Source organism: Streptomyces coffeae, assembly GCF_016741875.1.
GTDB lineage: Bacteria > Actinomycetota > Actinomycetes > Streptomycetales > Streptomycetaceae > Streptomyces > Streptomyces coffeae.
Genome location: NZ_JAERRF010000017.1, coordinates 1 through 20,400 on the forward strand (window position 1 = coordinate 1; position 20,400 = coordinate 20,400).

The 20,400-nt window shown below is 72.0% G+C and carries 16 protein-coding genes and 1 pseudogene; 11 read left to right on the forward strand and 6 right to left on the reverse strand.

The window, feature by feature from the left end; all coding sequences use genetic code 11:
- A partial coding sequence (locus JK363_RS25830; RefSeq protein ID WP_201877714.1) for a non-ribosomal peptide synthetase occupies nucleotides 1–7,735 on the reverse strand: 7,735 nt, incomplete at its 3' end.
- Between the two features lie 725 nt (nucleotides 7,736–8,460).
- Between JK363_RS25830 and ccsB the strand changes: the two genes are divergently transcribed.
- On the forward strand, nucleotides 8,461–9,564 hold the full coding sequence (gene ccsB / locus JK363_RS25835; protein ID WP_201877716.1) for a c-type cytochrome biogenesis protein CcsB: 1,104 nt from the start codon (nucleotides 8,461–8,463) through the stop codon (nucleotides 9,562–9,564).
- 158 nt (nucleotides 9,565–9,722) lie between these two features.
- The gene (locus JK363_RS43890; RefSeq protein ID WP_268981094.1) at nucleotides 9,723–9,854 is read left to right on the forward strand and encodes a hypothetical protein; all 132 of its coding nucleotides are present in this window, start codon (nucleotides 9,723–9,725) and stop codon (nucleotides 9,852–9,854) included.
- Nucleotides 9,855–9,902: 48 nt separating this feature from the next.
- Here JK363_RS43890 and JK363_RS25840 read toward each other — a convergent pair whose 3' ends face one another.
- Both JK363_RS25840 and JK363_RS25845 read right to left on the reverse strand, forming a co-directional pair.
- Nucleotides 9,903–10,157, reverse strand: coding sequence for a hypothetical protein (locus JK363_RS25840; RefSeq protein ID WP_201877718.1), 255 nt, complete (start codon nucleotides 10,155–10,157; stop codon nucleotides 9,903–9,905).
- A 204-nt stretch (nucleotides 10,158–10,361) separates the two neighbouring features.
- Nucleotides 10,362–10,604, reverse strand: a pseudogene (locus JK363_RS25845) (DNA-binding response regulator); the annotation flags it as partial.
- Between the two features lie 29 nt (nucleotides 10,605–10,633).
- Here JK363_RS25845 and JK363_RS25850 point away from each other — a divergent pair.
- Entirely contained in the window at nucleotides 10,634–10,909 is a 276-nt protein-coding gene (locus JK363_RS25850; RefSeq protein WP_201877720.1) for a hypothetical protein, read from the forward strand.
- A gap of 88 nt (nucleotides 10,910–10,997) precedes the next feature.
- Here the strand turns inward: JK363_RS25850 and JK363_RS25855 are convergent, their stop codons facing one another.
- Nucleotides 10,998–11,882, reverse strand: a complete 885-nt coding sequence (locus tag JK363_RS25855; RefSeq protein WP_201877722.1) for an AraC family transcriptional regulator — start codon at nucleotides 11,880–11,882, stop codon at nucleotides 10,998–11,000.
- Nucleotides 11,883–12,107: 225 nt separating this feature from the next.
- On the opposite strand from JK363_RS25855, the gene JK363_RS25860 reads away from it, so the two are divergent.
- From JK363_RS25860 to JK363_RS25875, 4 genes are all read left to right on the forward strand, one after another.
- A complete protein-coding gene (locus JK363_RS25860) occupies nucleotides 12,108–13,685 on the forward strand; it encodes an FG-GAP and VCBS repeat-containing protein (RefSeq protein WP_201877724.1) in 1,578 nt (525 codons plus the stop codon).
- A 111-nt stretch (nucleotides 13,686–13,796) separates the two neighbouring features.
- Nucleotides 13,797–14,219: a thioredoxin gene (gene trxA, locus JK363_RS25865; protein ID WP_201877726.1), complete on the forward strand. Its 423-nt coding sequence runs from the start codon at nucleotides 13,797–13,799 to the stop codon at nucleotides 14,217–14,219.
- On the forward strand, nucleotides 14,212–14,877 hold the full coding sequence (locus tag JK363_RS25870; RefSeq protein ID WP_201877728.1) for a histidine phosphatase family protein: 666 nt from the start codon (nucleotides 14,212–14,214) through the stop codon (nucleotides 14,875–14,877). Before trxA ends, JK363_RS25870 begins: the two co-directional genes overlap by 8 nt.
- 66 nt (nucleotides 14,878–14,943) lie before the next feature.
- The gene (locus JK363_RS25875; RefSeq protein WP_201877729.1) at nucleotides 14,944–15,369 is read left to right on the forward strand and encodes an OsmC family peroxiredoxin; all 426 of its coding nucleotides are present in this window, start codon (nucleotides 14,944–14,946) and stop codon (nucleotides 15,367–15,369) included.
- On the opposite strand, the gene JK363_RS25880 is transcribed toward JK363_RS25875, so the two are convergent.
- Nucleotides 15,344–15,982 carry a hypothetical protein gene (locus JK363_RS25880; protein ID WP_201877730.1) on the reverse strand — a complete coding sequence of 213 codons (639 nt, stop codon included), beginning with the start codon at nucleotides 15,980–15,982 and terminating at the stop codon, nucleotides 15,344–15,346. The two genes, JK363_RS25875 and JK363_RS25880, sit on opposite strands and share 26 nt — an antisense overlap.
- A 355-nt stretch (nucleotides 15,983–16,337) precedes the next feature.
- On the opposite strand from JK363_RS25880, the gene JK363_RS45040 reads away from it, so the two are divergent.
- A complete protein-coding gene (locus JK363_RS45040) occupies nucleotides 16,338–17,135 on the forward strand; it encodes an SCO2400 family protein (RefSeq protein ID WP_443726307.1) in 798 nt (265 codons plus the stop codon).
- 42 nt (nucleotides 17,136–17,177) lie between these two features.
- On the opposite strand, the gene JK363_RS25890 is transcribed toward JK363_RS45040, so the two are convergent.
- Nucleotides 17,178–17,606 carry a MarR family winged helix-turn-helix transcriptional regulator gene (locus tag JK363_RS25890; RefSeq protein ID WP_201877732.1) on the reverse strand — a complete coding sequence of 143 codons (429 nt, stop codon included), beginning with the start codon at nucleotides 17,604–17,606 and terminating at the stop codon, nucleotides 17,178–17,180.
- A gap of 99 nt (nucleotides 17,607–17,705) precedes the next feature.
- On the opposite strand from JK363_RS25890, the gene JK363_RS25895 reads away from it, so the two are divergent.
- From JK363_RS25895 to JK363_RS25905, 3 genes are all read left to right on the forward strand, one after another.
- Nucleotides 17,706–18,725 (forward strand): NADP-dependent oxidoreductase, encoded by a 1,020-nt coding sequence (locus JK363_RS25895; RefSeq protein WP_201877733.1) that lies wholly within the window; start codon nucleotides 17,706–17,708, stop codon nucleotides 18,723–18,725.
- A gap of 321 nt (nucleotides 18,726–19,046) precedes the next feature.
- Complete coding sequence (locus JK363_RS25900; RefSeq protein ID WP_201877734.1) at nucleotides 19,047–19,601, forward strand: IPT/TIG domain-containing protein; 555 nt, start codon at nucleotides 19,047–19,049, stop codon at nucleotides 19,599–19,601.
- Between the two features lie 148 nt (nucleotides 19,602–19,749).
- Complete coding sequence (locus JK363_RS25905; protein WP_201877735.1) at nucleotides 19,750–20,211, forward strand: hypothetical protein; 462 nt, start codon at nucleotides 19,750–19,752, stop codon at nucleotides 20,209–20,211.
- The last annotated feature ends 189 nt before the right edge of the window (nucleotides 20,212–20,400 follow it).

A 20,400-nucleotide genomic window follows, 5' to 3' on the forward strand; every position in this document is an offset into this window, starting at 1 on the left:
TCTTTGCCACCTCCTCCCGCAGCAGCTCGGTCAGCCTGTCCTGGTCCGCCACGTCGATGACCGGCAGTGGCACCGCCGGGTTGTCGATGATCTGCTGGTGGGCGTCTCCCGCCAGTTCGGGGAAGACGGTGCGCAGGGATTCGTGGCGCTGGACCAGGTCGGTCAGTGCGGCTCGTAGTGCCTGCTGGTCCACGGCGCCCGACAGGCGCAGGGCCACCGGCATGTTGTAGAGCGCGCTCGAGCCCTGGAGCCGGTTCACGAACCACAGCCGCCGCTGCGCGAACGACAGCGGCACCCGGTCCGGCCGGGGACGCGCCACCACGGCGGGCCGCGCGGTTCCGGCCTCCACGAAGCGTGCCGCCAGCCGGGCCACCGTCGGGGCCTCGAAGAGCGAGCCCATGGTGAGCTCGGTGCCCAGCACCGACCTGATCCGGCTGACCAGGCGGGTGGCGAGCAGGGAGTGGCCGCCCAGATCGAAGAAGCTGTCGTCGATACCGACCCGTTCCAGCCCCAGCACCTCGGCGAACAGTCCGCACAGCACCTCCTCACGCGGTGTCCGCGGACCACGCCCCGCCCTGTCCACCCCCGCCTCGGGGGCGGGCAGCGCCTTGCGGTCCACCTTGCCGTTCGGCGTCAGCGGCAACGCCTCCAGCACCACCACGGCGGCGGGCACCATGAAGCCGGGCAGCCGGTCCCGGAGCCGGGCGCGCAGATCGGAGACGAGGGCACCGGCCCGCCGGCCGAGCCCCGGGTCGTTCGCCGGACGCACAGCGCCACCGCGGGCCCGGTAGACCCCGGTGACCGGGGTGGTGGCGGGGGTGTTGGTGAACACCGCATCCAGGCTGTCGTCCTCGGGCTCGGACGACCAGGTGATCAGCACCCGCTGTCCGAGGCGTTCGGCCAGTGCGTGGAGGTCCTCGGGGTCCGGGGCCGCCGGGGCGCCCAGACGGGCGTTGGGGATGCCGGTCACCCGGACCGGCCCGGGGTGCGCGGCCAGCCGCTCGGCGAGTGTGCCGAGGTCGTCACCGCTGTGCCAGGCCAGGACGGGGACCGTGTCCAGGGCCATGCCGGGCCGCCGGTGCAGGACGACTTCGTAGCGGTAGCGGGTCAGCTCGTTGTGGTGGCGACCGCGCTTGAGCCGGATGTCCGCACCGCCCGCCGACCCAGCGAAGAATTCGGGGTCCAGCAGCAGTTCCTTCTCGGCCGGCACGCTCTGCTCGACCGCCTGCCGCAGCCGAGCGGGATCGGCGTCCTCGCCCAGCCGGTGGCGTTCGGCGACCGCGCGCAGATGGGGGAGCAGCCGCAGGTTGCGGATGTCACCGAGGTAGACGGCGCCGCTTGTCGTCAGCAGTGAGTCGACGCCGGCGAGCACCGTGCGCAGATAGTCGAGGTTGGGGAAGTACTGCACCACGGAGTTGAGCACGACGAGGTCGAAGGACCCTCGGGGAAGCCCATCCAGCACATGCGCGGGCTGGGCCCGCAGCTCCACCCGGTCGCGCAGCTCCGGCCGCTCGTCGTCGATCCGCCGGCGCAGGGTGTCGATGACGGCCGGGGAGAAGTCGGTGCCCCAGTAGGTCTCGCAGTGCGGGGCCACCTGGGAGAGGATCAGGCCGCTGCCGACGCCGAGTTCCAGCACCCGGCGGGGACGCAGTTCGAGGATGCGCTCCACCGTCGCGGCGCGCCAGGCGCGCATCTCCTCCAGCGGGATCGGCTTGCCGTCCACGCTGCTGTTCCAGCCCGCGAAGTCCTCGCCGAACGCCGGTGCGGGCGCCTGCCCGTCGGGGTCGGTGCCGTACTGGGCCTGGAAGATGTCCTGCCAGTCGTCGACCTGCCGCTGCACGCTGGTGTCGGCCGCGTCCGCCGCGGCCGACACCACATAGCCGACGAGCTGTCCGGGGCGGTCGGGGTGGGGCACCACGACGGCCTGGGACACCTCCGGCTGGTCGGTGAGCGCCGAGGCGACCTCACCGAGCTCGACCCGGTAACCGCGCACCTTGACCTGGTCGTCGGTGCGGCCGAGATAGACGAGGGTGCCGTCGGCCCGGCGCTTGGCGAGGTCCCCGGTGCGGTACATCCGCTCGCCGGGCGCGCCGAAGGGGCAGGCCAGGAAGCGGGTGGCGGTCAGGCCCGGCCGGTCCAGGTAGCCGCGGGCCAGCCCGGCGCCGGACACGTACAGCTCGCCCGGGACACCGGGCGGCACCGGCCGCAGCCGCTCGTCCAGGACGTAGGCCCGCGCCTGGGTGATCGGCGTCCCGATGGGCGGCCGGGCGCCGCCGGTCAGCGGCTCGCTCATGGTGGCGCAGACCGTGGTCTCGGTGGGGCCGTAGGCGTTGACCAGGCGCCGGCCCGGGGACCAGCGGGCGGCCAGTTCGCCCGTGGCCGCCTCGCCCGCCACCACCAGGGAGCGCACGGACGGCAGGTCACCGGGTTCCATGACCTCCAGCACGGTCGGCGGCAGCGTCAGATGGCTGACCTGCCGGTCGGCGACGAGCCCGGCCAGCGGGGTGCCCGGGCGCAGCGCGTCGGAGGGGGCAAGGACCAGGGTGGCGCCGGACAGCAGCGCCATGACCAGTTCCCAGAAGGCCGCGTCGAAGCTGAACGAGGCGAATTGCAGCACGCGGTCACCCGGACCGACGTCGAGCCGTTCGCGCTGGGCGGTGAGCAGCGCGGCCACACCGGTGTGCGTGCCGACCACGCCCTTGGGCAGACCGGTGGAGCCGGAGGTGTAGATGACGTACGCGGGGTGGGTGGGCGTCAGGGGCGAGCGGCGCTCGGCGTCCCGCACATCGTCCGCGGCGAAGCCCCGCTCCCCGGCGAGCCGCGCCGTGTCCTCCATGGCGAGGTGGGCAGTGCCGTCGGGGAGCGCGGTGGCGAGTTCGGCGGTGGTGAGCGCCAGGCCGGGCGCGGCGTCGGTGAGCAGGAAGCGGATGCGTTCGGCCGGGTACTCCGGGTCGACCGGGAGATAGGCGGCCCCGGCCTTGCCGACGGCCAGGACGGCGACCACCAGCTCCGCGGAACGGGGCAGCATCAGCGCGACGACGTCCTCGGGGCCGACGCCCCGGTCGATGAGCAGCCGGGCCAGCCTGTTGGCACGGGCGTTGAGTTCGGCGTAGGAGAGTTCGACGCCGGGGAAGAGCAGAGCGGGCGCGTCGGGGGTGCGAGCCACCTGGGCCTCGAAGAGCCGCGGCATGGTGAGCCGCGGCACGGCTCGGCCGGTGGTGTCGTCCCCGTCCCCTCCGGCGGTGAGCCGGGTGTGCTCTTCGGCGGTGAGCAGGTCGATATCGCCGATGTGCCGGTCCGGGGCGGCGGCCGCGGCGCTCAGCAGGCGCTCCAGCCGCCCCAGGAGCGCGGTGACGGTCTCTTCTTCGAACAGGTCGGTGCTGTACTCGAGGTAGCCCTCGAGCCCCTGAGGGCGGCCGTCGGCGTCGCGGGTCTCGGTCAGGTCCAGCGACAGGTCGAACTTGGCGCCGCCGGGGTGCCTCGGCTCGGTGCGTATCTCCAGGCCGGGCAGGTCCCAGCCGGACTTCGGGGTGTTCTGCACCACCACGAGCACCTGGAACAGCGGCTGACGGTGGACCGAGCGGTCCGGGTTGAGCACCTCGACCAGCCGCTCGAAGGGGAAGTCCTGGTGTGCGTACGCCTCCAGGTCGGTGTCGCGCACCCGGTCGACCAGTTCGGCGAAGGCGGGGTCGCCGGAGGTGTCGGTGCGCAGCACCAGCGTGTTGACGAAGAACCCGACGAGGTCGTCCAGCGCCTGGTCGCCGCGGCCGGCCACGGCGGTGCCCAGCGGGATGTCGGTGCCCGCGCCGAGCCGGGTCAGCAGCGCGGCCACACCGGCTTGCAGGACCATGAAGAGCGTGGCCCGGCGTTCACCGGCCAGCCGGTCGAGCGCCCGGTGCAGCTCCGCGTCGAAGCGAACCGGTAGCGCCTGGCCGCGATGGCCGGAGCGGTCGGGGCGGGGGTGATCGGTGGGCAGGGCGATCTCTTCCGGCAGTCCGGCCAGCGCGGAGCGCCAGTAGGCCAGTTGCCGGTGCGCCAGGCTCTCCGGGTCGGCCTCGTCACCGAGCAGCCGGCGCTGCCACAGGGCGTAATCGGCGTACTGCACCGGCAGCGGCGCCCAGCCGGGGGCGGATCCGCCCGCGCGGGCGGCGTAGGCCGTGCTCAGGTCGCGGGCGAGCGGTGCCAGGGACCAGCCGTCGCCCGCGATGTGGTGGAGCACCAGCAGCAGGACGTGGTCCTCCGGTGAGAGCGCGAACAGGGAGGCGCGCAGCGGCAGATCACGGGTGAAGTCGAAGGGCGCGGTGGCGGCGTCGGCCAGCAGCCGTTCCAGCCCGGCGCCGTCGGTCCCGGTGACCGGCAGCGGCATGGCGACGCCGTCCAGCACCCGCTGGTGGGCTTCGCCCCCGCTCTCGGGGAACACCGTGCGCAGCGACTCGTGCCGGGCCACCACGTCCTCGAGCGCGGCCCGCAGCGCCGTGCGGTCCAGCTCGCCGGTCAGCCGCAGTGCCAGTGGCATGTTGTAGGTCGAGCCGATGCCCTCGACCTGGTGCAGCAGCCACAGCCGGCGCTGGGCGTACGACAGCGGCGGCGCATCGGGGCGCGGCTGTGGGACGAGGGCCGGGCGCGCCGTGGCCGTGCCGGTGATCCGGCCGGCCAGGCCGGCGACCGTCGGGGTCTCGAACAGGGCGGCGACCGGCAGTTCGACGCCCAGCTCGGCGCGGATCCGTACGGTGAGCCGGGTGGCCAGCAGCGAATGGCCGCCCAGGTCGAAGAAGCTGTCATCGGTGCCGACCCGCTCGACCCCCAGCACCTCGGCGAAGAGCGCGCACAGTGTCTCCTCCCGCGGCGTGCGCGGGGCGCGGCCGGTGCCCTGTCCGTCCCACACCGGCGAGGGCAGCGCCGCACGGTCCAGCTTGCCGTTGGGCGTCAGGGGGAGGGCGTCCAGCACGACGACGGCCGCGGGGACCATGTACCCGGGGAGCGAGCGCGCCACGTACGCCCGCACCTCGGCGGGGTCGAGGCCGGGCTCGCGCGGCACCGCGTAGCCGACCAGGCGCGGGTCGCCGGGCTGGTCCTCGCGCAGCTGCACGGTGGCCGCGGCGATCTGCGGATGCCGGACCAGTTCGGCCTCGATCTCGCCGAGTTCGATACGGAATCCACGGATCTTGACCTGGTGGTCGGCGCGGCCCTCGTAGCGCAGCAGCCCATCGGAGGTCCAGCGGGCCAGGTCTCCGGTGCGGTACATGCGCTCGCCGGGCGCGCCGAACGGACAGCCGACGAACCGGCCGGCGGTCAGCCCCGGCTTGCCCAGATAGCCGCGGGCCAGCCCGGGACCGGCCACGTACAGCTCTCCGACGACACCGGGCGGCACCGGTTGCAGCCCGGCGTCCAGCACATAGGCGCGCAGGTCCGCCAGGGGCGAGCCGATGGTGCTGCCGGGGTCCTGGGCGGCGGTCTCGCGGGTCAGGGCGCGGTGTGTGACATGGACGGTGGTCTCGGTGATGCCGTACATGTTCACCAGCCGGGGCCGGTCGTCGGGGTGCCCGGCGTACCACTCCGCGAGCCGGCCGGGGGCCAGCGCTTCGCCACCGAAGATCACATGGCGCAGTGCGGACGGCGTCCGCGGCTGTCGTGCGTCGGCCCGCATCAGCTCGTAGAACGCCGAAGGCGTCTGGTTGAGCACGGTCACCCGCTGCTCGGCGAGCAGGGCCCGGAACTCCTCGGGGGCGCGGGCCACCGACGGGGGCACCACGACCAGCCGGCCGCCGTGCAGCAGCGCGCCCCACAGCTCCCACACGGAGAAGTCGAAGGCGTAGGAGTGGAACATCGTCCATACATCGCGGTCGCCGAAGCCGAACTCCTCGGCGGTGGCGGCGAAGAGGCGTGTGACATTGCGGTGGGAGACCACCACGCCCTTCGGCTCCCCGGTCGAACCCGAGGTGAAGATCACGTACGCGGGGTGGTCGGGACGGAGCGCGGCGGCGCGGTCGGCGTCCACCGGGTCGGTGTCCGGCCGGCCGGCCCTATCGCCGGGTGCCGCCGAGGAGTCCACGACGGTCACCGGGCCGGCGTCCTTCAGGACGGCCTCGATACGCGCGGCCGGGGCGTCCGGGTCGATCGGGAGGTACGCCGCGCCGGACTTCAGCACCGCGAGAACCGCCACCACCAGCTCGGCCGAGCGCGGCAGCACCAGGGCGACCAGGCGCTCGGGGCCCGCGCCGCGCGCGATCAGCTCATGGGCGAACCGGTTCGCCCGCGCGTTCAGCTCGCGGTAGGACAGGGTCTGGCCCTGCCAGGTCAGTGCGGCGGCGTCAGGGGTGCGGGCGACCTGCGCCTCGAACAGCGCGGGCAGGGCGCGCGCGACAGGGCTTGAGGCGACGCCTGGGGTTCCAGCCGCTGAACCGGCGTCACCGGCGTCACCGGCTTCCGTGCGCGCGGTGTTGAACCGGGCCAGCACCCGGCTCCGGTCCGCCGCGTCGAGCACTCCGGTACGCCCCACCGCCCGGCTCGGAGCGGCGATGAGCGAGCGGAGGAAGGGGACGAAGCGCCTGCGGTGGTCGGCGATGTCCTCCTCGCCGAACGCCGCCGGGTTCCCGTCGAAGCTGACCCGCAGTCCGCTGTTCTCGGTGCCTCCGTCGAAGGTGATCACCAGGTCGTCGGTGGGGCCGCTGGACATGCTGTGCACCTCGGCGGTGCACGCCCCGAAACGCAGGTCCTGCTGGAGCGGGAGGAAGTTGACGGCGGGGCCGAACATCCGCCGGGTGCCGCTGCCCAGGCCGAGGTCCTTGCGGAGGTCTTCGCCGCGGTAGCGCTGGTGTCGCAGGAGCTCGCGGATCTCGCCCGCGGTCCGGCGCTGGAGTTCGTCGAACGGAGTGTCGGCCCGGACATCCAGACGGAGCGGCAGTACGTTGGAGACCATTCCCGGGGTGGTCCGGGCGGCGTCGGCACGGCGTGCTGTCACCGGGAAGCCCAGAATGACGTCGCCTTCGCCGCGGAATGGCCGGAGGTAAGCGGCGACAGCCGCGGTCAGTGTGGCCTGCCAGGTGACTCGGGCTTCTCGGGCGGCCCTTTGGATTTCGGCGAACAGGTCGGCGTCCAGCCGGGCCGAGTGCCGCATCGAATCCGGCCACAATCCCGGTGACCGGTCGGGGAGGTTCAGTGCCCCGGTGCCGTCGGCGAACCGGCCGCACCAGTATTCACGGTCGCGGTCGCTGTCCTCGGAAGAGAGGTAGTCGGCGTCCGCCCGGACTAATTCGCCTAAGCCCGCGAACGGCGTGGGCGGTATCTCCTGGGAGGCGGCCAGTGCCGTGTAGCAGTCGGCGACGCGCTGCACGACGAGGTTGTAGCCATAACCGTCGAGCGCGATGTGGTGCATGCGCATGTACCAAAGGAAATGGTCCGCGCCCACCTGGAACAGCGTATGGAAGAACAGCGGGCCGGACTCGAGATCGATCGGCTCGTACAGGTCCGCCGTCATCATCTCCCGGGCGCGGCGCCGGGGGTCGTCCTCCCCGCTCAGGTCCGGGAAACGTAGCGGCTGGTGGGGGGCGGGGCCGAGCTCCTGCCATGGTTGCCCGCCGGTCTCGCCGAAGCGCACGCGGAGGGTTTCGGCTTCCTCGACCACATGCCGCAATGCCTGCTCGAACACGGTGCGCTCGAGCGGCCCTCGAATTTCGGCATAAGCGCTGATGTTGTAGAGCGGACTCGTGGGATCCAGCTTTTGGGCGGACCACACCCGCTGCTGAGCCGTAGTCAGAGGGTAAACGGCAGGCTTGAACGCACTGAGCACCAGAGAATCCCCCAGAAAGTTCCCCCGTGATGGGCGCCCCATCACCCCGTAACCGCCACCGTGTCGACTTCGGTCACAAGCTGTCCACGGCAGCTAAGTCGCCCTGGCATGCTAATGACCCGCGGGTACCGGCGTCAACCATTGTTATGTTCAACTATGTTGAACTCGAGCCCCCGCCCGTGAGTCCGTCAAGTGGGTCGCGTGCTTGGCGAATTGGATTCCCGGCATATCCCGGCACACTGAACGGAATCCGGGATACCGGATGCTTGGAGGCGTCGAACGGCCGGGGAGGGGGCTGGCTCCGGACGCGCGCGCGGCAGGTCCTACGCTGTAGCCAGCGGCCGCGACCCGAGCAGTGCGACGGTGTGTGCAGCACCCGCGACGCCACAGCGACCGTGCACCTCCACCAGCAGATCACGAACTACGGCTGGAGTATCAACCGCTGTGTCGTTACGCACCCCGCCCGCGGACGGCGGGCCCTCGCGGCCCCGTCCCGTGGCGTCACGATCTCCGCAGCCACTCGCCACGCCCGTCCCGCCGCACCGCGCCGGACACCCGTTGGCCACTCCGTCCCGCACCGGGATCCCCGTAGTCGTCAACCGCACGGAAGCCGCCGCAACCGCCCGGTCTTCCCCGCAGTTATCCGACTGTCGCGAGAAGGAGAGTCCGTGATGACCGTCGCCGCATCAGTCAACGAGAATCTGGCCCAACTCAGCAACTACCTGATCTATTCGGCCATGGCCGTCTACACGCTCGCCTTCCTGGCGCACATCGGCGAGTGGACGTTCGGCACTCGCAGCCGGGTGGCGGTGCAGTCCCGCGCGCTCACCGACGCCGAACCGGCCGCCGGGGAGGCGGCCAAGGAGGCGGCCAGCGGGGCCGCTACGGTCTCCGCCGAGCGCGGCCGGGGCGGAGCGGCGACGCTCGAACGCCCCCGGATCACCGTACGGACCGGTCCCGGGGACCGCGGTATCGAGGACGGCCCCGGAGCGGCCGGAGACTCCGAACGCGGGGATGTGCTCGGCCGGATCGCCATCGGACTCACCACCCTGGCCTGGGCGTTCCACGCGATGGGCGTGATCGCGCGCGGCGCCTCCGTGCAGCGCGCCCCCTGGGCGAACATGTACGAGTTCTCCACCACCTTCGGCGCGATCACGGTGGGCGTCTACCTCGGTCTGCTGGCCCTGAAGAAGCCGGTCCGCTGGCTGGGCCTGTTCATGGTGACCACCATCCTGCTGGACCTGGGCCTGGCCGTCTCGGTGCTGTACACCGACTCGGACCAGCTCGTCCCGGCGCTGCACTCGTACTGGCTGTGGATCCACGTCTCCTGCGCCATGGTCTCGGGCGGGGCGCTCTACCTCGGCGCGGTCTCCGCGGTGCTCTACCTGTGCCGGGACCGCTACGAAGCCGGACTCCCGCACAGCGAGGAGACCAAGCTGGCCCGGTTCTGGAGCCGGCTGCCGTCCGCGGCCACACTGGACAAGTTCGCGTACCGGATCAACGCGGCGATCTTCCCGCTGTGGACCTTCGCCATCGTCGCGGGCGCGATCTGGGCCGAGGCGGCCTGGGGCCGCTACTGGGGCTGGGACCCCAAGGAGGTTTGGACCTTCATCACCTGGGTCGCGTACGCCGCGTATCTGCACGCCCGCTCCACCGCGGGATGGAAGGGCCGCAAGGCGGCCTACCTGGCGCTGATCGCCTTCGCCTGCTTCCTCTTCAACTACTACGGCATCAACATCTTCGTCTCGGGGAAGCACTCGTACTCCGGCATCTGACAGGCCGGGTGCGCGTTCGGTATCCCCCTTGGGGCGGGGTGGTGTTCGCGCCGCGTGCCCGTCCTCGTCGCTCCTCACCGGCCGGGCCCGGCCGGACGAGCTGACCGACTGGGCCCAAGCGGTGGAGTTCCTGGAAGACCTGGACTTCGAGGCGCCAGGTGGACCTGCTGACCCGGTTCCTCGTCGAGATCTCGACCCCCGAGCTCTTCGAACCGATCACCGTCGAACTCTGCCGACGCTGGCACCACCGGCTGACGCGGCCGACGCTCCCCTCGAGCCCGGAAGGCTGAGGGGAGCGCCACGCCTCGGCGACCGAAGCCGCCGAACTGTGTCGGCGGTCAGCCGCCGACGGAGTTGATGCAGTTGGTGGTGTTGTTGATGTCACCGCCGTCACCAAGCCAGCCGTTCGACCAGTTGTCGCCGGTGGTGGTCTCGCACTCGTTGCTCTGGAAGATGAGGGTGAGGTCACCGTCGCTGCTGGCACTGCGGCCGTAGCCGCCGGTGGGCGCGCCGTACGCGGCCGCACTGCCCGCGCCGGCCAGCACCAGCGTGGCGGACGCCGCAGCCAGGAGAGCTGCCTTCTTGATACGCATGTGATTCCTCCAGAGGAGCCAAAAGGCGAAATATCTGACGATCCGATCTAACGGGGAATAGGTATGCGTACCGGGGGAAGCGCGGCGGTGCGTAGCTCGGCCGCTTCAGAAAATCGCTGGTTCTGCTCACAGCGTTCCGCCGATCGGTGCCTGCCGGGATGCGCGCTGCGGCGTCAGGGGGCACCCCGATACGTTCGCGTACGGCTAACGCGTCGGGGCCACCAGGCCCGCCTCGTAGGCCAGGATCACCAGCTGGACCCGGTCGCGGGCCGCGAGTTTGGCGAGCAGTCGGGTCACGAGGGTCAGGACCTCGCGTTCGCGATCGGTGATGCCCTCGATGGGGCGCGGGTCCCGCGGGGCGGGGCGGACGGCGAACTCCTTGATGAGGCGGCGGGTGACGCTCGGGGCGATCAGGCCGTCCCCGGCGGCGACCATGCGCGTCCGCGCTGCTCGCGCCGGTGTCCGCGCTGGTCGGCATGGCACTCGGCGCCGTGTTCCGGCAGGCCGGGACCTCCCTGGTGGCCAGTGTGGCGACACTCTTCGTGCTGCCGCTGGTCTTCGGCGACGGCAAGCACTGGAGCGCCGTCATCGACCATGCCCTGCTCCTCAGCGCGTGGTTGCGGCTGGCGGAGTTCGGTTCGCCCTCGGTCCCGTACCCCTGGACGACCGGTGGCGCGTGGATCGTCTACGCGGTCTGGGCGCTGGCCGCGGCCGGGCTCACCGTGGCCGTGGTGCACCGGCGCGACCAGTGAGGTGGTGCACCGGCGCGACCAGTGAGGGTGAGCGGTGGCCGTGCGGGGCGGCGTTCTCCCGAACGCCGCCCCGCACGGCTCTGTGCCGTCAGTCCGCGGTGGCGGGCTCCACGGGGATCCACAGCTCCGCGTCCCCGTGGCTTCCGTCCTCCGACGGCCGGGTCCGCAGGATCTCCGGGCCGGGCCTGCTCAGGTACGGGTTGGACGGGAACCACTGGGTGAACACATCCCGCCACAGGTACTGGATCACCTGCGGGAACTCGCCCGAGACCTCGAACACCGCCCACGTCCCGGCCGGGACGGCGAGCGTGTCCAGGTCCTCGACGTTGCCGGCCCGCGCCGTCCCCTCTCCCGTCACCACCGCGTGGTAGTAGTCGAGTTCGGTCCCCTCGGCGCGGCTCTCGTCGGCGTTGTCCGTCACGGCCACGATCCCCCGCGGGTCCTGGTCGCTCAGCGCCTCCAGACGGGCCAGGGTCTCCGGGCCGATGCTCCGTACGAAGTCGACGATGGCCGGGTTGAGCCCCTCGTGGACCAGTGGGATGCGGGCCTTCCTGCCCACCACCCAAAACTCCTTCTTCTCCACGATCCGATACCGCATGCTGCTGCTCCCTTCGACGATGAGGCGGAAGGACATCCGTGGCTGGGAGTGCAGAGCCGCGCCGTCACGCCTGGCCTCGCCCGGACCGATGCCGTGCATCGCGCGGAACGCGCGGGCGAACGCCTCGCCCGAGCCGTAGCCGTAGCGCGTCGCGATGTCGAGCAGGGTGCGCTGTCCGGCGAGCACCTCGGCGCCCGCGACCGTCAGCCGCCGACGGCGGATGTACACGGACAGCGGCATGCCCGCCAGCGCGGAGAACAGCCGCCGGAAGTGGTATTCCGACGTGACGGCGATCCGCGCCAACTCGGCCGCGTCAATGGCCTGGTCGAGACGGTCCTCGATGTGGTCCATGGCCTGGTTCAGCTGCTCCAGCACTCCTGGCCTCCTTCCTCTTTCCGGTCACTCACGCTAGGGATCACCCACCCTGCCGCACCCGACATCCCGTGCCCGGAACGGTGGGGTCGCACCGAACCTGCCGGGCCGATTTCGGGGGCCGATTCGGGCCCAGGCAACCCGTTCGTCCGCCGTGGAGTCCTTGCCCCTGGAAGATGTTGTTCGCGAAAGTCGTCCGAAGCCGTCGACCGCCCATGAGGTGCCGCTGTGCGTTCGTTCGTCCATGCCGCCACCGCCACCGCGACCGCCGTTGCCGTCGTCCTCCTCGCCGGATGCAGTGACGGCGGCGGCGCCCGCGCCTCGCGCTCGCCCGCGAACGGCCGCGTCGCCTCGCCCGGGGACTTCAACGGCGACGGCTACGACGACTTCGCCACCACCGTCCGGCCCACCAGCGTCTCCCGGGGCCCACTGCCCAGCAGACTGGCGGTGGTCTACGGATCCGCCCGCGGTCTGGATCCGCACCGACGCCTGGTCGTCGACGGACCCGAGGACGACTACGCGGGCCCGCTGCTCCGCGTCGACCTCGACCGCGACGGCTTCACCGACCTGGTGACCGCACGCTGGGCGCACGGCGGCACCCCCGACGCCGAACGGACCGGACAGACGGTCGTGCTGCGCGGCGGCCCCAAGGGGCTGGGACGTCCGCGGACCCTGGGCGGCGACGGGCTCACCGCGCTGGCCACCGGGGATTTCAACGGGGACGGGGCGCCGGATCTGCTCGCCGCCGGGAACACCCGCCGCACCGGTACGGCACGGGTGCTGTACGGCCCGTTCGACGCCGGCACCGGCAAGCCCGCCCGCAGCACCCCCCTCCCGCGCGCCCACGGCACACAGCACGGCAAACCCACCACAGACCACGACCAGGCTCCGTCCAGCGCCACCGCCGGGGACTTCGACGGCGACCGGCGCAGCGATCTGGTGCTGACCTACCGGCAGGACGCCGAGCGGGACCCGACCGCCACCGCCCCCGCCGACCTCACACCCGTGGTCCACTACCGGGGCGGCGCCAAGGGGCTCGTCCGGGACAGCCGGCCCGAGGCGCGCCTCATCCACGCCCTGGAGACCGCGGACGGGCCGGGTGAGCCCGCGGCCGGGGATGTGGACGACGACGGCATCGACGATCTGCTCGCGCCCGGCGAGGGCCCGGTCGTCCGGCCCACCGGAACGGACGGGGACAGCGGCGGGAACCCGGCCCGGACACCGGAGCGTTCCGGCGGGCTCACCGTTGTCCACGGTGCGAAGTCCGGTCTGGGCCGGGGGCGTTCCGACTGGTTCCTGGACCAGTCCGCCCCCGGCGTTCCCGGGGAACCGCGGGGCGACGACGGTTTCGGCGCCACCCCGGCCGTCGGTGATGTCACAGACGACGGCCGCCCCGATCTGGTGGTGGCCGCCCCGGAGAAAGGGCATGGCGGCGGGCGGCTGACCCTGCTGCCCGGCTCCGGGCTCGGCGGCAAGGACGGCCGCTACACCCCGCCCACCAGCGACCCCGAGGACGAGGACGAGGGCAAGGGCAACGGCCGGGAGCGGGCCCAGACCATCGACCTGGACACCTCCGGTGTGCCCGGCAGCCACACCCCCTACGGCTTCGACGCCTTCGCCCCGCAGCCCCCGCTGCTCGATGTCGACGGGGACGGGCACGACGACGTGATCGCCACGGCGCCCGGCTACGGACGCGGCGGGACCGGTGGCTTCTGGGTGTTCCGGGGCACCCGCGAGGGGCTGGCCACCACCGCGGTCACCCGGTTCACCCCGGCCGCCCTCGGTATCCGCTACCGCACGCGTTAGCCCTCCGCACCACATCCCTGACCTGCGGCAGGACGGCCCCGAGGAATACCGGATGGGGGAGAGGGGTTACCGTCGTGGCATCTGCCGACGTACGGAAGCGGGAACTCAGGCATGAGCACGAGCACCGTTGAACTCACGAAGGACAACTTCGACGAGATCGTCTCGGGAAGCGACTTCGTACTGATCGACTTCTGGGCCTCGTGGTGCGGACCGTGCCGGATGTTCGCCCCCGTGTACGAGAGGTCAGCGGAGCGTCACCAGGACGTGACCTTCACCAAGGTCGACACCGAGGCACAGCCCGAGCTGGCCGCCGCCTTCGACATCCAGTCGATCCCCACGCTGATGATCGTGCGCGAGAACATCGCGGTCTTCGCCCAGCCGGGCGCCCTTCCCGAAGAGGCGCTGGAGGATGTCATCGGCCAGGCCCGCGCCCTCGACATGGACAAGGTCCGTGCCGACATCGCCGCCGCCGAGAACGCCACGAAGAACGAGGAGGGTTCCGGCGAAGCGAAGGCATCCGACGGCCATGGGTGAACTGGTGCTGATCCGGCACGGCGAAACCGAGTGGAGCCGGTCGGGGAAGCACACCAGCTGGACCGAGCAGCCCCTGACGGCGCGCGGCGAGGAACAGGCCCGTGCGCTGCGCCCGCTGCTCGCCGAGCGGAAGATCGGGCTCGTTCTGGTGAGCCCACTGGGGCGGGCCGCGCACACCGCGCGGCTCGCCGGTCTTGACGGCGCACGGACCGAGCCCGAGCTGCACGAATGGGATTACGGCGGCTACGAGGGCATCACCACCGCCGAGATCCACCGCACCCGCCCCGACTGGAATCTGTGGACCGACGGGGTGGCACCGGGCGACACCGAGCACCCCGGGGAGTCCCCCGAGCAGATCGGCGCCCGGGTCGACCGGGTGCTGGCCCGGGTCGCGCCCGAACTGGATGCGGGCGCCACCGCACCGGGCGACAGCGGCGGTGATGTGGTGCTGGTGGCACACGGCCATGTGCTGCGGGTGCTCACCGCCCGCCGGCTGGGCCTGCCACCGGCGGCCGGTGCGCTGTTCCGCCTCGACACCGCGACCATCAGCCGACTGGGAACCGAGCACGGCCGCCCGGCCGTTGTCGCTTGGAACGTAGGCTCGGTGCCGAACTCCGGGCGGGTCGCAACCGGTAGCGGTGCGGTCACGGCCGGATGATCGGACCGACCGTCCCGTTGTACGTCACCTGACGACGTCACCCGAAGGAAGCAGGGAAGAGCGAGCATGGCTACGACGCGCACCGCGCACACCGTCTGGAACGGCAATCTGGCCGACGGCAAGGGAGCCGTCACCTTCGACTCGTCGGGGATCGGCGAGCAGCCGGTGTCCTGGCCGTCCCGCGCCGAGCAGGCGAACGGCAAGACCAGCCCCGAGGAGCTGATCGCCGCCGCGCACTCCAGCTGCTTCTCGATGGCGCTGTCGCACGGCCTGACGCAGGCCGGGACCCCGCCGACGCAGCTGACCACGCAGGCTGACGTCACCTTCCAGCCCGGCACCGGGATCACGGGGATCCACCTCACCGTGGAGGGCACGGTCGAGGGTCTGGACGAGGCGGCGTTCGTCGCCGCCGCCGAGGACGCCAAGAAGAACTGCCCGGTGAGCCAGGCGCTCACCGGTACGGAGATCACCCTGTCGGCGAAGCTGGCCTGACGTTCTCCGTCTGCTCCACCGGCTCCACGCGCTGGAGCAGACCCCAGGTGAACTCCGCTACATACGGGCGGAGTTCACCTTTCTCCGGGCCGGGGGCGTCGAAGGCGAGCCGCCAACGGGTGGGCGCCGAGCCCTCCATGGGCCGCGCGGGCGCGAAGGCGCGCGCCACCTCGTCCACCGTGCAGGACCACGGGACCAGATCGGCGGCCGTACGCGGCGTCGGCGCCGCCGCGCCCGGGTCGCGCACCAGCCACTCGTTCCACACCGCCCCGCCGGGCGCGGTGAGCACCTCGAACCGCAGATCCGGCCACAGGGGTACCGGCCAGCTCAGCGCATCGCAGGTCAGATCGCCGATCCGGCGCTTGGCGGTGGTCTCGGGCGGTCCGAGCACCGAGCGGTAGCGGGCGGCGGCCGGCCGTCGCCGCGGTGACCGCTGCATCGCCTGCCAGCGGCGGTTGGCCTCACGCATCACGGCGCGCCCGAAGCCCAGCTCCCGCAGTGCGTCCTCGACCAGTCCGGGCTGGAAGTCGGCCATCCGCCGCAGCAGGACGAGGACGAAGGGGAAGGGGGTGGGGAACGGTTCGGACCCGGGGAACGAGGACGCGGAAGCCATGCCCCCATCCTGACGCAACGATTCCCGCGGCCAGGTTTCACCGCCGGATCGCGCGGGCTTCCCGGACGGGCTGTGTGTGGATGCCGAGGCAGGTCATCTCCGCCCGGGTCGGAGTCGCCCCTTCCGCGGTTCCGCTTACGGGCTCGGCGCTGGTCGTCCCGGGTGCGTGCCGAGGAGTGGCACAACCTGCCTTCGTAGGCTGAAACCCGGGAGGACCAGGGGCTTTCGTCGCAGACCGGGACCGAAAACCACGACAGACCGGGACCGACGCGGCGGTTCCGGCGGCTCCCTGCACAGGATCCTCACACGTTCCGCTACCCGCGTTGTTCAGTGCTCACATAACCTGCCCGGCGTCATGGATTACTGCCCTCCCTGCCGACGCCACCTCAACGGCGCCCTCTCCTGCCCCGGGTGCGGGAAGCCCGTTGAGGAGCTCGAGCTGCCCACGGCGGCGACAGCGCCGGCGGCGGAAGCGGGAGCGGCGGGGACCGGTGATTCCTCCGGCGCGACGGTGTCCCGTGCGGAACGGCGCAGGGCGCAGAAGTCGCACAGGTCGCAGAGGTCCGACACCGGCCACGCCCCCGACACGAGCCGCGCATCCGGCACAAGCCGCCGTAAGCCCAAGTCCCGTGGGTCGGCCGGCGGCAGCCGTGTGCACCGGGCCCGATCGGGGCGCGCCCGCCGGGTGGTGGTCACGGCGGCGGTGCTGGGCCCGGTCCTGGCCGCGCTGTTCGTGGCGGAGCTGGCCACCGAGGGGTACTTCCGCGAGGCGGCCCCGGCGCCCACCCGCGAGAAGCCGGTGGCCGATCCCAGCGGCGGGGTGACGGAGTCCGCCGAGCCCGTGGCGCGGCACAGCGGCGGGCCGAGCGCGGACCCGTCCACCGGGAGCGGCCGGCCGGACAAGGACGCCGAGGACGGCGACCAGGAGAAGGTCAAGGGCGAGCAGAGGGCGAAGGACGCCACGTCGCCCGGCCCCGACCGGCAGACGTCCGACGATCCGGGCCCCTCCGCCCCGGCCACCGGTGGCCCCGCTCCCTCCCGCCCGTCGTCCCCGCCGTCGAAGCCGCGCCCGACCACGCCGGAGACGTCCGGGCCGATCCCGACGCCGAAGCCGTCCGAGACGTGTGACCGCTTCCTGTGGTGGTGCACCTAGCGGCACTCCGCCGGGCCGGGCCAGGCCGGTCCGGGGGCGGCCTCAGGTCTCGATGCCGAGCATCCGCCGCAACAGGTCCCGCAGGACCGTGCGCTCGTCGGCCGAGAGTCCGGCCAGCGGCTCGCGCGCGAAGTCGAGCGAGCCGCGCAGCCGCTCGGCGGTCTCCTTGCCCGCCTCGGTGGCCGCGGCCAGCTTGACCCGGCGGTCGGCCGGGTCGAGACGGCGCTCGACGAGCCCCCGGGACTCCAGCCGGTCCACGATCCCCGTGACGTTCGACGGCTCGCACTTCAGCTGCTGGGCTATCCGCCGCATCGGCGTGGGCCCCCGGGACAGCAGCCCCAGCAAACGGGCCTGCGCGCCGGTCAGCGCGTGCTTGGCCGCCGCCTCCTCGTACTCCTCGTGGTAGCGGGCCACGACGGTGCCGATGAGCTCGACGACCTCGAGGGTCAGTGGGTCGATGCGGGATGCCATGGCACCAGGGTACCCATTTGCTTGACAACATGAAATATCTAGGAGCATGATTGTTTCATCTGCTGAAGTATTGCCGCGTCCCCAGGGAGGCTCCCCCTCATGTCCGTCATCCCCGCCACCGGCCGCGAATGGCATCTCGTCGCCCGCCCGGAGGGCTGGCCGAAGCAGGAGGACTTCGCCCTGCGCGAGGCTCCCGTCTCCGAGCCCGGCCCGGGTCAGCTCCTGGTCCGCAACCTCTACATGTCGGTGGACCCGTACATGCGCGCCCGGATGAACGATGTGAAGTCGTATGTGCCGCCGTTCCAGCTGGACCAGCCGATGGACGGCGGTGCGGTCGGCAAGGTCCTCGTCTCCGACGTGGACGGCATCGCGCCCGGTGACTACGTCCTGCACTTCGGCGGCTGGCGCGAGTACGCGGTGGTGGAGGGCAAGAGCGCGGTCAAGGTCGACCCGGAGGTCGCCCCGCTCCCCGCCTACCTCGGTGTGCTCGGCATGACCGGTCTCACCGCGTACGCGGGTCTGCTGGAGGTGGCGTCCTTCAAGGAGGGCGACGCGGTCTTCGTCTCGGGCGCCGCCGGCGCGGTCGGCAGCGAGGTCGGCCAGATCGCCAAGCTCAAGGGTGCCTCCCGGGTGATCGGCAGCGCGGGCACGGACGAGAAGGTGCGGCTGCTGGTCGACGAGTACGGCTTCGACGCCGCGTTCAACTACAAGAAGGACCCGGTCGCCGAGCAGTTGAAGGAGGCCGCGCCCAACGGGATCGACGTCTACTTCGACAACGTCGGCGGTGAGCACCTCGAGGCGGCCATCGAACGCCTCAACCTGCACGGCCGGATCACCGTCTGCGGCATGATCGCCCAGTACAACGCCACCGAGCCGCCCGCCGCCCCGCGCAACCTCGGGCTGATCATCGGCAAGCGGCTGCGGATGCAGGGCATGCTGGTGTACGACCACCAGGACCTCCAGGAGCAGTTCTTCGAGGAGGTCGGCACCTGGATCCGCGAGAGCAAGCTGCACTACCGCGAGACCGTCGTGAAGGGCGTGGAGAACGCGGTGGACGCATTCCTCGGCATGCTCCGCGGCGAAAACATCGGCAAGATGATCGTCGCCTTCGAGGACTGACCTTTCGACGGCGGGCGGCGGCCCGGAGCGGATCGGCGCACACGGTGGCCCCGGGGTGTTCCCCGGGGCTACCGGCGTACGCCGACGCGCTGCACCATCCGAGTGAACTGGCGTCAACTCCCTTGTAGCGCAACCACGCGAATGAGGTACTGAAAACAACCAAACGGTGGGCCGCCCATCCCTCCCGGGGAGCGCGGCCTGCGGATTTCTCCGCTCATAGCGTGCGGACCGGTCGGGCAGTGTCGACGCCCTGCTGACGGTGAGGGCGCCCCCGAGGGACCGCGGTGTCCACCTCCCTGTAACTCAATGAGGAGACACCTCATGTCCTCACCCGTGTCGAACCAGGACGTCGCGCTCGCGGTCGGTGTGCCGACGATCCTCCTCGTCATCCCGTCCTCCGGGCCGATCGGCGGCGGCAACCCCGTCGTGCTCATCGGATCGAATCTGGACACCGTCACCTCGGTGACCTTCGGCGGCGTCGCGGCCCCCATCATCGCGCAGCCCCTCTTCGGGACCGTGCTCGTCGTCACCGCCCCTGCCCACGCGGCGGGCGCGGTGCAGGTCGTCGCCACCAACCCGTCGGGTGCCAGCGCTCCGGCCGCCTACACCTATCTGGCGCCGCTGCCTCCGCTCGCCTTCCTCATCAACCCGGTCAGCGGACCGGCGGCGGGCGGTACCCCGTTCACCATCATCGGCGCCAACCTCACCGGTGCCTCGGTCACCTTCAACGGGGTGGCCGCGACCGGTGTCACGGTCGTCGCGGGCGGCGCGGCGCTGACCGGTGTCACCCCCGCGGGTACGGCAGGCCCCGCCACCGTCGTTGTCACGACCCCCGGCGGATCCGCCACCGTGCTCGGCGGCTACCTCTACGTCTGAGCACGTCCGCGTATGACGGATTCCTCCGCGCGGAACCGAGCCGATCGCACCGGCTCACCGTTCCCCGTCCGGCTCGTCCGGCCGGGGAACGGCCGTGTGTACGCGGGCCGTACGATGCCGGGGTCCGCTCCGATCCAGACGGGTACCGATGTCCAGCCATACGCACGACCGCGACCCCGCCGCCCCCACGGAACCGACCCCGCCGCCTCCTTCGCCCGCTCCCGTCGTGTGGCGGCGCCTGGCCCCATTCGTACCGCTCCTCGTGGTGGCCTCGGCGGGGTTGCTGGCCGCCCATGCCGCCTTCAGCGGCGACACCTTCCAGCACTGCCGGTACCTGGGGCCGTCCACCCGGATGTATCTGACCGCCTGGGCCGCGCCCGTGTGCGCGGTGGCCGCGGCGGTCCTGCTGTTCGCGCTGCACCGCTCCGCGCGGGGACACGGGGGCCTTCCGGTGGCGGGGTGGCGGCGGTGGACGTCCACGGCGGCCGTGTGCTGCGTACCGCTGCTGCTCCTGGTGCAACTCGCCGTCCTGTACTGGGTCTACCAGCCCGATCCGTCCGGTGGCCACGACTGCTCGGGTCTGGCCGTGAGCGTGGTGCGGGAGCGGTGACCGGGGGTGTGACGGCCGTGTGACTACGGTGTTCCGGACCGGGCGTCCACACCACCGGGCCGGGCGTCCATATCACCCGTGCGGTTCCGGCAGCCCAGAGCACCTCGGGGTGCGGCAGATCCCCGGGGCGCCCGGGGCGGTGTCCTGTGCTCATGTGCGGTGGCACTCCGCGCGGTTGGCGCTGTGCCG

Excerpts from the sequence above, each read along its gene's own strand:
- ccsB (WP_201877716.1), top strand. The coding sequence starts at position 8,461 with ATGACCGTCGCCGCATCAGTCAACGAGAATCTGGCCCAACTCAGCAAC.
- JK363_RS25840 (WP_201877718.1), bottom strand. The coding sequence starts at position 10,157 with ATGCGTATCAAGAAGGCAGCTCTCCTGGCTGCGGCGTCCGCCACGCTG.
- JK363_RS25850 (WP_201877720.1), top strand. The coding sequence starts at position 10,634 with ATGGCACTCGGCGCCGTGTTCCGGCAGGCCGGGACCTCCCTGGTGGCC.
- trxA (WP_201877726.1), top strand. The coding sequence starts at position 13,797 with ATGAGCACGAGCACCGTTGAACTCACGAAGGACAACTTCGACGAGATC.
- JK363_RS25870 (WP_201877728.1), top strand. The coding sequence starts at position 14,212 with ATGGGTGAACTGGTGCTGATCCGGCACGGCGAAACCGAGTGGAGCCGG.
- JK363_RS25875 (WP_201877729.1), top strand. The coding sequence starts at position 14,944 with ATGGCTACGACGCGCACCGCGCACACCGTCTGGAACGGCAATCTGGCC.
- JK363_RS25880 (WP_201877730.1), bottom strand. The coding sequence starts at position 15,982 with ATGGCTTCCGCGTCCTCGTTCCCCGGGTCCGAACCGTTCCCCACCCCC.
- JK363_RS45040 (WP_443726307.1), top strand. The coding sequence starts at position 16,338 with ATGGATTACTGCCCTCCCTGCCGACGCCACCTCAACGGCGCCCTCTCC.
- JK363_RS25890 (WP_201877732.1), bottom strand. The coding sequence starts at position 17,606 with ATGGCATCCCGCATCGACCCACTGACCCTCGAGGTCGTCGAGCTCATC.
- JK363_RS25895 (WP_201877733.1), top strand. The coding sequence starts at position 17,706 with ATGTCCGTCATCCCCGCCACCGGCCGCGAATGGCATCTCGTCGCCCGC.
- JK363_RS25900 (WP_201877734.1), top strand. The coding sequence starts at position 19,047 with ATGTCCTCACCCGTGTCGAACCAGGACGTCGCGCTCGCGGTCGGTGTG.
- JK363_RS25905 (WP_201877735.1), top strand. The coding sequence starts at position 19,750 with ATGTCCAGCCATACGCACGACCGCGACCCCGCCGCCCCCACGGAACCG.